11 protein-coding genes and 3 pseudogenes are annotated in these 15,736 nt (G+C 43.0%); 10 read left to right on the plus strand and 4 right to left on the minus strand.

Translation table 11 applies throughout. The features are described from left to right. Positions 1 to 8 precede the first annotated feature (8 nt). On the plus strand, positions 9 to 2,537 hold the full coding sequence (gene mrcA, locus EAE89_RS17315; RefSeq protein WP_054478716.1) for a peptidoglycan glycosyltransferase/peptidoglycan DD-transpeptidase MrcA: 2,529 nt from the start codon (positions 9 to 11) through the stop codon (positions 2,535 to 2,537). A gap of 52 nt (positions 2,538 to 2,589) precedes the next feature. On the opposite strand, the gene nudE is transcribed toward mrcA, so the two are convergent. Beyond that, positions 2,590 to 3,138 (minus strand): ADP compounds hydrolase NudE, encoded by a 549-nt coding sequence (gene nudE / locus EAE89_RS17320; RefSeq protein WP_214086306.1) that lies wholly within the window; start codon positions 3,136 to 3,138, stop codon positions 2,590 to 2,592. A 335-nt stretch (positions 3,139 to 3,473) separates the two neighbouring features. On the opposite strand from nudE, the gene EAE89_RS17325 reads away from it, so the two are divergent. From EAE89_RS17325 to pckA, 4 genes are all read left to right on the plus strand, one after another. Further along, complete coding sequence (locus EAE89_RS17325) at positions 3,474 to 5,579, plus strand: IgaA/UmoB family intracellular growth attenuator (protein ID WP_149617402.1); 2,106 nt, start codon at positions 3,474 to 3,476, stop codon at positions 5,577 to 5,579. 63 nt (positions 5,580 to 5,642) lie between these two features. Further along, positions 5,643 to 6,059: a ribosome-associated heat shock protein Hsp15 gene (gene hslR / locus EAE89_RS17330; RefSeq protein WP_054478721.1), complete on the plus strand. Its 417-nt coding sequence runs from the start codon at positions 5,643 to 5,645 to the stop codon at positions 6,057 to 6,059. Positions 6,060 to 6,085: 26 nt separating this feature from the next. Next, positions 6,086 to 6,958, plus strand: coding sequence for an Hsp33 family molecular chaperone HslO (hslO, locus tag EAE89_RS17335; protein ID WP_149617403.1), 873 nt, complete (start codon positions 6,086 to 6,088; stop codon positions 6,956 to 6,958). Positions 6,959 to 7,158: 200 nt separating this feature from the next. After that, positions 7,159 to 8,778: a phosphoenolpyruvate carboxykinase (ATP) gene (pckA, locus tag EAE89_RS17340; protein WP_054478725.1), complete on the plus strand. Its 1,620-nt coding sequence runs from the start codon at positions 7,159 to 7,161 to the stop codon at positions 8,776 to 8,778. A 79-nt stretch (positions 8,779 to 8,857) separates the two neighbouring features. Here pckA and EAE89_RS17345 read toward each other — a convergent pair. Then, a pseudogene (locus EAE89_RS17345) lies at positions 8,858 to 8,992 on the minus strand (pirin family protein); the annotation flags it as partial. 683 nt (positions 8,993 to 9,675) lie between these two features. Between EAE89_RS17345 and EAE89_RS23750 the strand changes: the two are divergent. From EAE89_RS23750 to pulA, 3 genes are all read left to right on the plus strand, one after another. Then, a complete protein-coding gene (locus tag EAE89_RS23750; protein ID WP_054478727.1) occupies positions 9,676 to 10,011 on the plus strand; it encodes a hypothetical protein in 336 nt (111 codons plus the stop codon). A 152-nt stretch (positions 10,012 to 10,163) separates the two neighbouring features. Continuing rightward, a complete protein-coding gene (locus EAE89_RS24190; protein WP_338049382.1) occupies positions 10,164 to 10,436 on the plus strand; it encodes a hypothetical protein in 273 nt (90 codons plus the stop codon). A gap of 316 nt (positions 10,437 to 10,752) precedes the next feature. Continuing rightward, positions 10,753 to 14,025 carry a pullulanase-type alpha-1,6-glucosidase gene (gene pulA, locus EAE89_RS17355; RefSeq protein ID WP_149617405.1) on the plus strand — a complete coding sequence of 1,091 codons (3,273 nt, stop codon included), beginning with the start codon at positions 10,753 to 10,755 and terminating at the stop codon, positions 14,023 to 14,025. 232 nt (positions 14,026 to 14,257) lie between these two features. On the opposite strand, the pseudogene EAE89_RS17360 reads toward pulA, so the two are convergent. Both EAE89_RS17360 and EAE89_RS23755 read right to left on the minus strand, forming a co-directional pair. Further along, positions 14,258 to 14,563, minus strand: a pseudogene (locus tag EAE89_RS17360) (LysR substrate-binding domain-containing protein); the annotation flags it as partial. Positions 14,564 to 14,653: 90 nt separating this feature from the next. Further along, positions 14,654 to 14,807, minus strand: a pseudogene (locus EAE89_RS23755) (type II toxin-antitoxin system HigB family toxin); the annotation flags it as partial. A 174-nt stretch (positions 14,808 to 14,981) separates the two neighbouring features. On the opposite strand from EAE89_RS23755, the gene EAE89_RS17365 reads away from it, so the two are divergent. Next, positions 14,982 to 15,164, plus strand: coding sequence for a hypothetical protein (locus EAE89_RS17365; RefSeq protein WP_054478732.1), 183 nt, complete (start codon positions 14,982 to 14,984; stop codon positions 15,162 to 15,164). A gap of 51 nt (positions 15,165 to 15,215) precedes the next feature. Beyond that, complete coding sequence (gene cynS / locus EAE89_RS17370) at positions 15,216 to 15,686, plus strand: cyanase (RefSeq protein ID WP_054478734.1); 471 nt, start codon at positions 15,216 to 15,218, stop codon at positions 15,684 to 15,686. Positions 15,687 to 15,736 lie beyond the last annotated feature (50 nt).

The following is a 15,736-nucleotide window of genomic DNA, read 5'->3' on the forward strand; positions in this document are numbered from 1 at the left end:
AATTTCAGGTGAAGTTCGTAAAGTATTTTCTAATCCTTGTTGTGTGTTGCATTTTTCTGGGAACGGTCTCGATTTTTGGTATGTACAAATATATCGAGCCTCAGCTACCAGATGTGGCGACATTAAAAGATGTTCGATTACAGACACCAATGCAGGTGTTCAGTGCGGATGGGGAGCTTATTGCTCAGTATGGTGAAAAGCGCCGTATGCCTCTTACACTGTCCGAAATTCCACCGATTATGGTGAAAGCATTCATTGCAACGGAGGACAGTCGTTTCTATGAACACCACGGCGTTGACCCTGTAGGAATTATCCGGGCTGCATCTGTAGCGCTGAGTTCAGGACGTGCTTCTCAGGGGGCAAGTACTATTACTCAGCAACTAGCGAGAAATTTCTTTCTCAGTCCTGAGAAAACGTTGACGCGTAAAATCAAGGAAGTTTTTCTCGCTATCAGGATTGAGCAGTTACTGAATAAAGATGAGATCCTCGAACTCTATCTTAATAAAATTTATCTTGGTTATCGGGCTTATGGTGTTGGAGCTGCGGCCCAGGTTTATTTTGGTAAGAATGTCAATGAGTTGACTCTGAGCGAGATCGCCATGATTGCCGGTTTGCCAAAGGCACCTTCTACTTTTAACCCGCTTTATTCTTATGGCCGGGCAATTAATCGCCGGAATGTGGTTTTAGGTCGTATGTTCGATCAGGGTTACATTACTCAGCAGCAATATAATCAAGCCAGAAGTGAAAAGCTGGTGGCTAATTACCATGCTCCTCAAATTGCTTTTTCTGCTCCATATTTATCTGAGATGGTGCGTCAGAACATGATTGAGCGCTATGGTGAGAATGCTTATACCGACGGTTATAGAGTTTACACTACCATTACCCGTAAACTTCAGTTGGCCGCTGTAGAGGCGGCTCGTAATAACGTCATTGATTATGATGTCCGTCATGGTTATCGTGGGGCGCAGGAAGTTTTATGGAAAGTGGGTGAACCAGCTTGGGCTCAGGAGCAAATCCTCAAGAAGCTTAAGACGCTGCCAAATTATGACCCGTTAATGCCAGCAGTGGTGACCAGAGCAGGTACTGATCAGGCAACAGTGATGTTAGCTGATGGCAGTAATGTAGAATTACCAATGGCTGGTGTTCGTTGGGCCAGAAAGTTCAGATCTGATAGTACGCAGGGTGCTGTTCCTCGTAATGTGAGTGAAGTGGTTCAGGCGGGTGAACAGGTTTGGGTACGGAAAGTAAAAGATATTTGGTGGCTGGCACAGATACCGGAAGTTAATGTTGCTCTAGTTTCTATTGATCCTAATGATGGCGCTGTGAAGGCGCTGGTGGGTGGGTTTGATTTCAACTTGAGTAAATTTAACCGGGTCACTCAATCATTACGTCAGATTGGTTCCAATATTAAACCGTTTCTTTATGCGGCAGCAATGGATAAAGGGCTGACGCTGGCCTCTTTGCTCAATGACCTGCCAATCAGCCGCTGGGATGCGGGAGCGGGTACCGATTGGCGTCCGAAAAACTCACCACCAACTTACGTTGGGCCAATTCGTTTGCGTCAAGGGTTAGGGCAATCGAAGAATGTTGTGATGGTTCGGGCAATGCGGGCAATGGGGGTTGATTATGCTGCGGACTACCTACAACGATTTGGCTTCCCAGGGAAAAATATTGTTCGTACAGAATCTTTGGCTTTGGGGTCCCCATCGTTTACACCAATGCAGGTGGTACGTGGATATTCGGTGATGTCTAATGGTGGCTATCTGATTGATCCCTACTTCATTACTAAGATTGAAAATGAGGATGGAAATATTCTGTTTGAGACCAAACCTAAGATTGCATGTCTACAATGCGATATTCCAGTGATTTATGGTGATACTGCACGTTCAATCGAACTTTCTGAAAACTCGATTGAAAATGTCGCTCAATCTCACGTTAGCCAACAGGAGATATTGCCGTTACCTGAATTGGAAAAAGTGCCGGTAATTGATGGTAATGGAAATGAGCAAAAATATGCTCCTCATGTTATCAGTACTCCTCTAGCGTTTTTGATCCATGATGCTCTGAATACCAATATTTTTGGTGAACCGGGTTGGACTGGTACGGGTTGGCGTGCCTCACGTGATCTGAAACGTCGTGATATTGGTGGTAAAACGGGTACAACTAACAGTTCAAAAGATGCTTGGTTCTCAGGTTATGGGCCGGATATTGTGACAACCGTCTGGATTGGTTTTGATGACCACCGTAGAAGCCTTGGCCGTACTGCCGCCAGTGGTGGTGAGGCGGGAGCGAAGAGCGCACAGCCAATTTGGGATGACTTTATGAAAGTGGCGCTGGAGGGGGTTCCTGAAAAAGACATAGCGCCTCCGCAGGGCATTGTTTCTGTCGTGATAGATCGTAGGACAGGTAAACTTGCTGGTGGAGGCGGGGATACTCGCAGTGAATACTTCATTGACGGAACTCAGCCTACAGAAAGTGCGATACAGGAAGTTGGCACAACCTTGATTGAAGATGGTGAAAGCCAGGAATTGTTCTGATAATAAGACAGGCACAACTGGGAAAGATCTGTTGTGCCTGTTACTGTTAGCTTCAGCGACGCTGTAAGTATTTTTGTGCCAGAAACAGGGCACTAACATTTCGTGCTTCGTTGAAGTCAGCGTGATCCAGTAATGACATCATATCTGCTATTGGCCAGCGTATTTGTGGCAATGGTTCAGGTTCATCTCCTTCCAGATTTTCTGGGTAGAGATTCTCAGCAATAACAATGTTCATTTTATTAGAAAAATAGGAGGGGGCCATGGTGAGTTTGGCTAATTGTTCCATTCTTTGCGCACCAAAACCGACTTCTTCTTTTAATTCACGGTTAGCTGCTTCAAAGATACTTTCACCAGGGTCGATAGCACCTTTAGGAAAACCTAATTCGTATTGTTCAATACCTACTGCATACTCACGAATAAGTAACAATTCGTCTCCAAGGACTGGGATTATCAGAACGGCTTCCCGATTGGCCGGACGCATCCGTTCATAAACGCGTTTTACACCGTTACTGAATTCGAGATCTACTGATTGAATATGGAATAAACGTGAATGGGCAATATTCTCTATGTTCAAGATTTTAGGGTTTTTCGGGTCATTCATAATTGCCCCTGATGGTATTAATATTGGTTGAGTTGAGTATCTATGCATCATGAATTGTTTTGTTAACTTTAGATTTCATGGCGAAATTAGAGCTACTCCATAGCTTGACTAAATATGGCCGATTATTTTAATAAATGATAGTGATTATCGCTTGTCATTTCTGTTGCTGCTATCTTTAATCCTCATAGGGAATAGAGTTATGTTATAAATAGTTTAGGGTGTGATTACATAACTTGTTGTAAAGTAGATTAAAAAATGGGAATGGTCTGATTCAGAACTTAACGTGTGGTTGTTATTCTGCAAACAGTAATATTGTCATGGATGTGGGGGGAGAAATGAGCGTAACGGTCATTATATTGGTTATCTTGATCATTAGCCTGATTATAATGGCTTCCTTTCTGATTTTCAGATGGAAGCTGCATGATAATGTCCGTTATCTGCCTTCTGTTGCTGAGCCAAGCTGTCGTAAACTTAATGCTGATGAATATCAGGCTATTGAATGTTATCTGAACCGTGTATTACCTCCGGTTATGACTGATCGTATCAATAAAACAGGGCCAGCCCAGGTAGGCAAAAATGACACGATTTATACTATCTGTAATTCCATTACCCGGTTTGCTATTGCTACAGATGAACCACATAGCTGGCGTTATTATATTGATATGGCAGAAGTTCATTTGCCGTTTTTCTTTGAGCCTTTTATCAAACAGCAGAATATTATTGACGTAGTTCATACTGCGACAATACCGCTTGTCATTTCGATTAATGGTCATTTTTTAAAAGATTTTCAGCGGGATTTCCTTTCAGCTCTGGTCGTTTCAGATGTGCCTCATCAACAGGCATCGATCCAGAAAAATGATGATACCAGCGTAAGATTACAAAGTATCCGCAAAGAGACGCCGGAAGAATACCGGTTGAATCACTCATCGGGTGTTTGGGAAGGAGGATTTTTGTGTCTCGGATTTTTTATTTGGTTCCTTGCTTTGTTTTCACCTGCATTATTTTTGCCTTGGCTGATATTGATTGCAGGCAGTTTAATGGCTGTTAGCTTCTGGTTGTTGTTCTGCCCATTCTCAGTACGTCGGCGTCAGGATATTCATTGTTTTACCGGCATACCAAAACGATGGGGATTATTTGGAGAGTTTGAACAAGGGCAAATGAGTAATATTTCTCTTGGTGGGATTGATTTGATTTACCCACCTCACTGGGAACCTTATGTTATTCACAATCTTGATCAAAAAACTAATATTGATATTTACACTAATGGTCAGGTAGTCAGGCAAGGGCATTATCTTTCTCTGCATGATGAAGAGAAGAATTATCCTTATCACCGTTATGGAAAGAATCTGATGATGATTAGTAGCAGCTTGCTTATTATGTTACTGCTCTATTTTTATCAGCCAATTAGTGTCCCAATGAAGCTGAGTTTTGCCTGGTTGCATGGTAGCAGTACAAAGGTTGTCACCGATGCTAATGTGATGGAAGGGATGGAGTTGCGAGTTGGGGATGTATTGAAAGCAAAAGGCGTTGGTATGTGTTATGTGCCGCCAAATAATATGAATGGCAAAGCAGACGCACATTTTTCTCCATTCGATTGCTCAGGAATATATTGGAATAGTGCTAACCCACTGCCAATGCCAGAATCAGAAATTATAGAAGATGCGGCTAAACTCATTGCAACCGTTAATAAGCAACTGCGCTTACAGGAAAACAGTGATGTAATTAATCTAGGTCTTGCTCAGGAAATTTCCAAATCTGGTATGATTTTGTTAGATAATTTCTCTGATATCATATTGAAAACTAAAAGCTTATGTGGGAAAGACGCAGACTGTTTTCGATTGAAGAATGCTTTGGTTAACCTTGGCAGTGCCAATGATTGGGTAACTTTGTTAAAAGATGCAGAAAGTGGCAAGTTTGACGATACCCACGTTTTATTGCGTCCGGCAGGGGCTGAAGCGCTGGGAAAGCTAGTTGATGCTACCACATCGTCCTTTATCTATCGGGAAATAGACAAAGCAGCAATGTTGCTTAATAGCCCTTCACCGGGAGGGGTTCTGCTGATCAGTGATGAAGGCAAACAGTTGGTTGAATATATGATGCCGTTAATCATTTCTTATGATCATAATGCGTTGGAACAGTGGCGTGATTTACAGCGGTTATCAGAAATGTTGTTGCAAACGCCCTTTGAGACAACGGGAATTATCACGGAATTATCTGAGGATACTAGTGGAACCCGTCGGGTTGTGTTGCACAGTGTGCTGGATTCTATGACACTTGCTCGTTGTATTAGTACAACCCTTTTACTCCTGGCTCTTTTTGTCACTTTGATCATTAATCTTGTATTCGTTGTTAAGAAAAACCGGCAAAACAAGCAACGCTTCAGCAAAATCAGGCAGTATTATGATAACTGTTTCAATATGACTTTCCCGCCTACGCGTTAGCGATAATCAGTAATGGTGTGTTACGCTCTGTTTTTTTACCAGCGCTGATATTGGGAGATAAAGATGAAGGATAATTCAGACTCCGATCAAGCTGTCCGTCTGGATAAGTGGCTGTGGGCTGCCCGCTTTTATAAAACGCGGGCTGTTGCACGGGAAATGATAGATGGTGGTAAAGTTCATTATAATGGTCAAAGAAGTAAACCGAGTAAATTGGTTGAACTGAGGGCTGAGATTAAACTACGTCAGGGTAATGATGAACGTATTGTTGAAGTTCTTGCATTAAGCAGCTCTCGGCGCAGTGCGCCAGAAGCTCAGTTACTTTACCGAGAAACTGAAGCAAGTATGGCTAACCGGGAGAAAATGGCAATAGCGCGTAAAATGAATGCATTAACTATGCCTCATCCTGATCGTCGGCCAGATAAAAAAGAAAGGCGCACGCTGATTAAGTTTAAGAACACTAAATTGAGTGAGCTGGAATAGCTTGCTCATAAAGATGAGAGATATTTATGTCTAAACAAGACCAATTACACCGCTTTTTATTTGAGAATTATTCTGTACGTGGTGAGCTGGTTTTAGCCAGTGAAACTTACCAGCATATTCTGGAAGATCATGATTACCCGCAGTCAGTACAACAATTATTGGGAGAATTGTTAGTAGCAACCAGTTTATTAACTGCGACACTGAAATTTGATGGAGATATTACTGTTCAGATTCAGGGAGATGGGCCGGTGAAACTGGCCGTGATTAATGGTAATCACCAGCAACAGATGCGTGGTGTTGCTCGTATTGATGGATTAATTGCTGAAAACAGCGGCCTGAAGCAGATGGTTGGGACAGGTTATATGGTAATTACGATTACCCCAACGCATGGTGAGCGTTATCAAGGTGTGGTTGCTTTAGAAGGTGAAACTCTGGCGGACTGTCTGGATGATTATTTCAGACAGTCTGAGCAGTTACCAACCCGTCTGTTTATCCGTACCGGTATTCAGGATGGAAGTATCGCTGCTGCGGGTATGTTATTACAGGTTCTGCCGACGGCGGGACAGGATAGTACAGAAGCATTTGATCATCTGGTGCAACTTACTGCTACCATTAAAGGTGAAGAACTTTTCTCACTGGAAGTTAAAGAGATTCTGCATCGTCTTTATCATGAAGAAGATGTGACATTATATGAGCCGCAATCGGTTGAATTTCGTTGCACTTGTTCCCGTCAACGTTGTGCTGACACGTTAGTGACACTTTCTGACGAAGATATTCATCATATTTTGCAGAAAGATGGCAACATTAACATGGGGTGTGAGTATTGTGGTACACACTATATTTTTGATGCTGATGATATCACTGCAATTAGGTCGGAAAAAAAGGGTCGATTACACTAATCTGTTTCAGCTTTTAGGGCGCGGGTTCGCGCCTTTCTGCCAATATCCATAATATTCAAAGTCTTCCTTTCGTGCATTTCGCCTCAAATTAACCTTAAAAAAATGATAGGTTTTCAATTTTTTGATAACAATCGCTGTTAATTAATCGTAATTATTTATTATTGCTCACAGAAAAAGTGTGACTACCCAGGAGCAATAACATGAGTGTTAAAGGCATTACCCCGCAGGAACTCGCGGGCTACGGAATCCATGATGTTAGCGAAGTTGTTTATAATCCAAGTTATGAGCTGTTATTTTCAGAAGAAACTGAACCTTCACTCGAAGGCTACGAAAGTGGCACTCTGACCAACCTGGGGGCTGTAGCTGTCGATACGGGGATCTTCACTGGTCGTTCTCCCAAAGATAAGTATATTGTTCGTGATGATGTAACCCGTGATACCGTATGGTGGTCTGATCAGGGGAAAGGCAAGAATGATAACAAGCCATTACATCAGGAAACATGGACACATCTAAAAGGGCTGGTCACTAAACAACTTTCAGGAAAACGTTTGTTTATTGTCGATGCTTTCTGTGGGGCGAATGCAGATACACGCCTGAAAGTCCGCTTTATTACTGAAGTTGCGTGGCAGGCTCACTTCGTTAAAAACATGTTTATCCGTCCATCAGATGAAGAACTGGCTGGATTCAAACCTGACTTTATTGTGATGAACGGTGCAAAATGCACTAACCCACAATGGAAAGAGCAGGGTTTGAACTCTGAGAACTTTGTTGCATTTAACCTGACAGAGCGTATGCAACTGATCGGGGGTACCTGGTACGGTGGCGAAATGAAAAAAGGGATGTTCTCAATGATGAACTACCTGTTGCCATTGAAAGGGATTGCTTCAATGCACTGTTCTGCCAATGTTGGAGAACAGGGGGATGTTGCTGTCTTCTTCGGCTTGTCCGGTACAGGTAAAACCACACTTTCTACTGATCCAAAACGTAAACTGATTGGTGACGACGAACACGGTTGGGATGATGACGGTGTATTTAACTTTGAAGGTGGTTGTTACGCAAAAACTATCAATCTGTCCAAAGAAGCGGAACCGGATATCTACAATGCGATTAAACGTGATGCATTGCTGGAAAATGTTACTGTACTGGCAGATGGCGCAGTTGATTTCAATGATGGTTCAAAAACCGAAAACACGCGTGTTTCTTATCCTATCCACCATATTGAAAACATTGTTAAGCCAATTTCCAAAGCGGGACATGCTACCAAAGTGATCTTTCTGACGGCTGACGCATTTGGTGTGTTACCTCCGGTATCCCGACTGACACCAGAGCAGACTCAATATCACTTCTTATCTGGCTTCACGGCAAAACTGGCAGGTACAGAACGTGGTGTGACTGAACCAACGCCAACATTCTCAGCATGTTTCGGTGCTGCATTTTTGACTCTGCATCCTACCCAATACGCAGAGGTATTAGTAAAACGTATGCAGGCCGCAGGAGCTAAAGCTTATTTGGTAAACACTGGCTGGAATGGGACGGGGAAACGAATCTCTATCAAAGATACCCGTGGGATCATTGATGCCATTTTGAGTGGTGATATTGAGGAAGCCGAGACTATCGAATTACCGATCTTCGAGCTGGCAGTTCCTACTGCATTGCCTGGTGTTGATACCAATATTCTTGATCCACGTAATACTTATGCAGATAAATCTCAGTGGGAAGAGAAGGCGAAAGACTTAGCACACCGTTTTGTGGATAACTTTGATAAATACACGGATACCCCGGCAGGGGAAGCTTTGGTAAAAGCAGGCCCTAAACTGTAATTGCAAATTTTTTAAACCTCATCCGTATGGGTGAGGTTTATTTGGGATTTATCCAATGCGCCTTATATCTCGCTCCTGAGTCACGAAGTGCGAAGGTGGGGGAGGATGTCAAAAAGTTGGCGTCATAGTAGTTGGCAAATGAGACGGTATGCCAACTATTTAACCATCCATGGTTATCATGACCGCGATCTGATGCTTTACGTAAATAGATCATATTCAGTTCTCCTCAATGTTTTTTTACAGTCTAATTGAGAGGAGAGAGCATAAAATCTTAAAAATATAACCTTATAATTCAAATATTTTGAATCAATAATGATCGCATTGATCCAATAAAAAAAAGCCAGCACCCGGCTGGCTAAAGTAAACACTGGAAGCAATGTGAGCAATGTCGTGCCTTCATATGTCCCCTGAAGGTGGTTCATCTGAAAGCGATACGAATGATAATAATTATCACTATCGATTGTAAAGCGTTTTTTCTGATCAAATAGGAAATAATTATGGGGAATTTAATTAATTGATTGATAATATTGGTATTTTTTAGGGTGAAATTTGTGAGTTTATTGAACGAGAATCATTTCATATGGTCTGTTCACTAAATAGCGTTCTAATTACCTTCAATTACTTAGCGGAAATCTCTATAAATACTCGCCTTTTCCCTATGTCAATGTTTTATCTTAGGTTAAAAAATGTGTAGGTAAAATGAACAAGGCTAACCCAGTACTGGAATCTGATAGCCATTTCCTTTATACCTGTTATCTTTCAAGTTGCCTCTTTGTTGGCTGCACTCACTCACCCCGGTCACAGAGTTATCTATGCTCCCGGGGATTCGCTCCCTTGCCGTCGCGATGCATCTTGAAATCTATTGGGTATATATATTCTGATTACGTCTTTAACGTCATGAAAGATATCTTTTCAGGTAATCATAGGTGGCATTTTTTTGCGTGGATTATATTAACTGTCTTGACCGCTTTGGGAATGATTAATCATTCATTAAATCAAAATTATCAACAACAAACTGTTTCATTTAATATTCTTTATCGAGAATTGAGCGAAAAGCTTGCACAGCATGATGCCATTGTTTCGCTCATGGATGCGAATATCGGATTAAAGCAGTTACAGGAAAATTTTCCGCAAATTGTCGGATTACAAGAGATTCCTGTGTATGTATTAATTTTCCCTATGCTAAACTGCCATGGGGTTATATTACTTGTCTCAGTTTTTTATGGGCAGTAATTATCTATTTTATCTTTTTAATTCAGAAAAATAGAAGACTGAGAAAGGCTTCTGATTTACGGGCACATTTCTTTGAATTCACTCGCCTGAATACGATAGATGAAGTGGCAACAGGGATCGTTCATGAATTAAACCAGCCTTTGACAGCGATTATGAGTTATAACCAGAGTGCACTGCGACTAATGAAAAATCAGCAATATGATGAAATTATTGCAATATTGGATTCATCAGTTTTGCAAACTCAACGTATCGCGAATTTATTAACGCAATATCATGATAAACTGAAAACTGGTAGCTCTATTTTACAGCCTGTGAATATTCTCTCGATATTAATTACCTATTCTAATGGAAGGTTGGTTGATAATATACCCAATAGGTTTCAATTTGCAGCGCGGTGGCAAGTGAACGCATTCCCAGGAGCATAGATAACGATGTGACTGGGATAAGTGAAAGTAGCCAACAAAGCAGTAACTTGAAGGATGAAGGGTATAACAGTGATTTACCCGAGTATATAATGTATGAAGTAATACATATAAATTCACACCAGTCTTATGTAATAAAAGATAATTACATTATTATCGTGCGCAATGTCACGAAAAAACAGCTCCCCCTGCGTTCTCCTCCCTCTTTGTATTAGGTGTAGGAGGATGTTGACCTGTCTGAGACATTATTTAATATTTCATTCTTATTTTATTAACAATAGTATCATCGATGATTTATTTCTATTAAAAAGGTCTGATTATGGTGGAGCATTTTTGGAAAAAGGCTTACCTAGCCCTATTAAGCAGTACATTTGTTTTACTACTGGCAAGCTGTGATAACAATAGTTCTTTACCCAAATCCCCGGAGGAGCCGATGGCGTATATTCCTAATAAGGTACCTAGTGAGGCTGCTATTGCTGGCAATTTTCAGGCAGTGATCCACTTGGTGGACATTGCTAAATTAGGTCAAAGTCCAACAACAAATCATGACTACAGCACTAACACACTTTATCTATGGAACGATAAAAGCTGTGACGCCTTAGATTCTCCCTCATTGAGCTGGGATGATATCAGTGCAACTCCTACAGGTAGCGATAGTTATGGGCCTTACTGGGTAGTACCCTTAACTAAGAACGAGGGTTGTATCAATGTTATTGTGCGTGATGGTAACAATAATAAATTGATCGACAATGATCTGAAAATTTCCTTCTCTGATTTTAGTAACCGTACCGTCTCTGTGATACCAGGTAATCATCAAATCTATGGCAGTCGTGCGGAAGCTTTTAATTCTGTGTTTGGCGTTTCTCAAGCTTCGGCACATTGGGTTGATAGCCGGACTCTATTATGGTCGGGCGGAGCAGATAAGCCTTATGTCCGCTTATATTACAACCGGAACGGTAAGGTAGAAGCGAATGACGAAGGAAACTTCACTGATGGCTATCTGATGTTAACACCGACAACTCTAAGCCAGAAAACGGCAGATCGATTCCCTCATTTGGCGAAGTTGACAGCATTCCACCTGCCAACGGACGTGGATGTTGATACGTTACTTACTGGCGATCTGGTGGCGTTGGCGACCAACAAAGAGGGCTTACTATTATCGGCTACTCAAGTACAAACGGCTGGCGTGTTGGACGACCGCTTTGCCAGCGCAGCGGACACACTGGAATATGGTGCATTAATCAACGATGCCGGTGTTACCTTCCGCTTGTGGGCGCCTACGGCTCAGCATGTTGGGTTGGTTATCTATGATGCAAATAAACAAGTTATCGCCAATCATACAATGAACCGTGATCCTGCTAGCGGCTCTTGGTCATGGCAAGGCGATAAAGATTTGATCGGGGCTTACTACCGCTACGCTTTAACGGTGTACCACCCACGTTCCCGCAACGTGGAGCATTATGTCGTTACCGATCCTTATTCACACAGTTTGTCTACGAATTCGGAATACAGTCAAGTTGTTAACCTGGATGACGAAGCGTTGAAACCACAGAACTGGGATAGCTTGATTATGCCGCGTTCGCAAAGTACACCGGCGGATATTGCGCGTATGACAATATACGAATCTCATGTCCGTGATCTCTCCATTGCAGACAGCACGGTACCGGAAGCTTGGCGTGGTAAATACCTGGCTTTGACAGCGAATAACAGCGATATGTTCAAACATCTCAAGGCGCTAAGTCAGGCTGGGGTTACTCATATGGAGCTATTACCTGTATTTGATGTGGCTTCCATTAATGAATTTAGCAACCAAGTGGCTGATCTTAATCACCCATTCAGTCGTTTATGTCAGGTCAATGCGGCGGTGAGGAACAGCCGTTTTACTGCTTACTGTAATGGCTTACAGACTGTGGGCGAAGTGTTGCAGGAGCTGAAGAGTGGTGACAGCGCTAATAACCCGCAGGTACAAGAGCTGAATGCAATGATTGCAGAAACCGACTCCTATAACTGGGGCTACGATCCGTTCCATTACTCGGCGCCGGAAGGTTCTTATGCCACTGATGCTGAAGGTTCAGTACGCATAAAAGAGTTTCGCGCTATGGTTCAAGCTATCAAGCAACAGCTGGGAATGAATGTAATCATGGATGTAGCGTACAACCACACCAATGCTGCGGGTCCAACAGACAGATCTTCCGTGTTGGATAAGGTCGTCCCTTGGTATTATCATCGTCTGAATGAAATTAGCGGTAATGTTGAATCCAACACTTGTTGTCACGATACAGCGCCAGAACACCGTATGTTCGCTAAGCTCATTGAAGACTCTTTGGTGACTTGGGTTAAGGATTATAAGATAGATGCATTTCGATTTGACCTCATGGGCTTCCATCCCAAGGCTCAGATGTTATCGGCGTTGGCAAAGGTACGAACGATTAACCCATCGGTCTACTTTTTGGGCGAAGGTTGGAACTCTGGGCAAGATGACCGTTTCGAGATTGCTTCACAGATTAATCTTAAAGGCACGGGGATTGGCACTTTCTCTGATCGACTGCGCGACGCGGTGCGAGGTGGCGGACCGTTCGATTCCGCTGCCAGTATTCGCATTAACCAAGGTGTGGGTAACGGTGCGGGCACACTACCGAACGAAATAACTGGGTTAAACGTTGATGAAGTACGTCATCTGGCGGATCTGGTACGCCTTGGTATGGCGGGTAATCTGGCTGATTTTGTGTTGATTGATAAAAATGGGGCGGTGAAAACTGGTAGAGAAATTGACTACAAAGGGGCTATAGCTGGTTATGCCGCTGATCCGATTGAAGTAATCAATTATGTCTCCAAGCACGATAACCAGACATTGTGGGACATCATCAGTTATAAAGCTTCACGTGAGGCGAATTTAGCGACACGGGTTCGTATGCAGGCGGTATCCCTCGCTACCACGTTCCTTGGGCAGGGACTGGCTTTTTCCCAACATGGATCGGAGCTACTGCGTTCAAAGTCTTTTACTCGTGATTCCTATAATGCCGGTGATTGGTTTAACCGTGTTAGCTACACCTATCAGGACAACAACTATGATGTTGGGATGCCGGGCCAAATCGGTGACGGCGAAAACTATGCATTGATTGAACAAGTGAAAAACGCAGTAGATAAGCCGGGGCAAACTGAGTTATTACAGATGACCGCTTTCTATCAGGAACTGGTGCGTTTACGTCAATTTTCACCCTTGATGGTTTTGGGGGATGGTGCATCAGTTAAGCAACGCATTGATTTTCGCAACGTCGGGCCGCATCAGCAACTTGGACTGTTAGTGATGACGATAGATGATGGTAATACCACTAATGATGACCGAGATTTACGGTTTGACGGTTTGGTGGTGATGATTAATGCTGCGTCGCAGCCGGCCACGGTGAGAGATCTTAACGTCAGGGGATTGAAGTTGAATGATATTCAGAGCGAACTGGGCAGTGTTTCTCTGGCGGCGGGTATCAGAATAGCTGAGGATGGTTCTGTCACTTTGCCGTCTTGGTCGGTGGCTGTGCTAGTTCTGCCGCAGGATGGCGTTCGTGGCATAGGTTTGCCAGTCCGTAGTAAGTAATACAGGCGTTTTCCATTGTTTGCATCGGGGCGGTTTGGACAAACCGCCCATTTTTACCTTGCAAGGGGACTCCAACCGCTTTTCTTGTTGATGATAATTGAGACACTATTTAGCTTCCTTAATTATCTGTCTGCGCTAGCAGTTTTTGTTTTTCACTATTATGTTGCCGCTCTTCTTCACAAAATAGGTGACTTTAAAGGGAAGCCGCCAGATGAGATGTGTTTTCTATTTATCAGAAATCGTCACTTTCTTGGTGTACATCGAAACGGTGCGTGATTAGATTGGCGAATGCCTGACTCGCAGCACTTCGATATGCACCACGGCGCCACAACAGTACGGCATTGCGTTGCGGTAACGTAGGTCGAATTGCAATGGAATAAAGCCTGGTCTGTTCGTGGGCTATGACATCAGGTAACAGAGTCGCGAGTCGCCCCCGACGGACAATTTCTACGATTGTACTGATGGAGTTGGCCTCAATTGCAATGCGTGGTGTGATCCCCTGTTTCTGGAAGTACAAATCAATATGGCTTCGCGTTGCAAAGTCTTTACTTAGTTAATTTGTTATACCCTTCATCTTTCAAGCTGCTGCTTTGTTGGCTGCGTTCACTTACCCCAGTCACACAGTTATCTATGCTCCTGGGGAGGCGTTCTCTTGCCGCCGCGCTGCAACTTGAAATCTATTGGGTATATATTCTGCGTGAGTGGCTATATGCTTGACATACTAGGCGTTTATTAACGAAATTTATATAGGCAATCATTCGTAAGTTTTGCCCGTCTATATCATTTGCCGTTTATAAGATGCAAACAACAAAAAACAAATACGTCGCCGCAGAATGACAATAAACTATTGGAAAATACTATAGAGATGATAGAAATTCGATCTTTGACGCTATAAATAAATTCGTTCATTCTTTATCCATCCGCTTTCTTACCGATCACGATGGAGTAGTGAAGACATGCAGGATATTATTGAAAGCTTTTTACAATTCCAGCACGAGGTATTTCCAAAGCGTTACGAGCTTTTCAAACGGCTTGCCACCAGCCAAAATCCGCGTACTTTGTTTATCGCGTACTCCGAAGACGGTTTGGTTGGTCAATTTGTTTCTCTTGCGGACTATCCGCATGTTTCTGCAACGTAATCCGTGTTTTACCACGGTACTTGAATAGTTCATCAATCTAAAGGAATCATCATGACACAATCACAATATTCCCAAATGCCCCGCCAGATCCTTACCGATGCTATCATCGACGCTAAGACACGCAAAAATTTGACGTTTGAGGATATTGCCCAAGGAACTGGCCTAAGTCTCGTATTCGTCACTGCTGCACTGCTTGGTCAGCACCCATTGCCTGAAAGTGCCGCGAAGATTGTGGTTGAGCGACTTGAACTTGGCGAAAACGCTCTCCGTCTGCTGCAAACTATCCCTGTGCGTGGCAGTATCCCCGGTGGTATACCGACTGATCCGACTATTTACCGATTCTATGAAATGGTGCAAGTTTATGGTTCAACGCTGAAGGCGTTGGTTCATGAGGAGTTTGGTGATGGCATTATCAGTGCGATTGATTTCAAACTTGATATCAAAAAGGTCGATGACCCTAATGGCGGCTCGCGGGCTGTAATTACACTAGATGGAAAATATTTACCGACCAAACCGTTCTAAAGCGATTAATTAATATTGGCAAAGGACTAAGTTCGAGGGGAAAAGTCCTT

It is taken from the genome of Photorhabdus heterorhabditis (assembly GCF_018448905.1).
In the GTDB taxonomy this organism is placed as follows: Bacteria; Pseudomonadota; Gammaproteobacteria; order Enterobacterales; family Enterobacteriaceae; genus Photorhabdus; species Photorhabdus heterorhabditis.

Excerpts from the sequence above, each read along its gene's own strand:
- cynS (WP_054478734.1), top strand. The coding sequence starts at position 15,216 with ATGACACAATCACAATATTCCCAAATGCCCCGCCAGATCCTTACCGAT.
- pckA (WP_054478725.1), top strand. The coding sequence starts at position 7,159 with ATGAGTGTTAAAGGCATTACCCCGCAGGAACTCGCGGGCTACGGAATC.
- EAE89_RS17365 (WP_054478732.1), top strand. The coding sequence starts at position 14,982 with ATGCAGGATATTATTGAAAGCTTTTTACAATTCCAGCACGAGGTATTT.
- nudE (WP_214086306.1), bottom strand. The coding sequence starts at position 3,138 with ATGAATGACCCGAAAAACCCTAAAATCTTGAACATAGAGAATATTGCC.
- hslO (WP_149617403.1), top strand. The coding sequence starts at position 6,086 with ATGTCTAAACAAGACCAATTACACCGCTTTTTATTTGAGAATTATTCT.
- hslR (WP_054478721.1), top strand. The coding sequence starts at position 5,643 with ATGAAGGATAATTCAGACTCCGATCAAGCTGTCCGTCTGGATAAGTGG.
- EAE89_RS24190 (WP_338049382.1), top strand. The coding sequence starts at position 10,164 with ATGAGTTATAACCAGAGTGCACTGCGACTAATGAAAAATCAGCAATAT.
- pulA (WP_149617405.1), top strand. The coding sequence starts at position 10,753 with ATGGTGGAGCATTTTTGGAAAAAGGCTTACCTAGCCCTATTAAGCAGT.
- EAE89_RS17325 (WP_149617402.1), top strand. The coding sequence starts at position 3,474 with ATGAGCGTAACGGTCATTATATTGGTTATCTTGATCATTAGCCTGATT.
- EAE89_RS23750 (WP_054478727.1), top strand. The coding sequence starts at position 9,676 with ATGAAAGATATCTTTTCAGGTAATCATAGGTGGCATTTTTTTGCGTGG.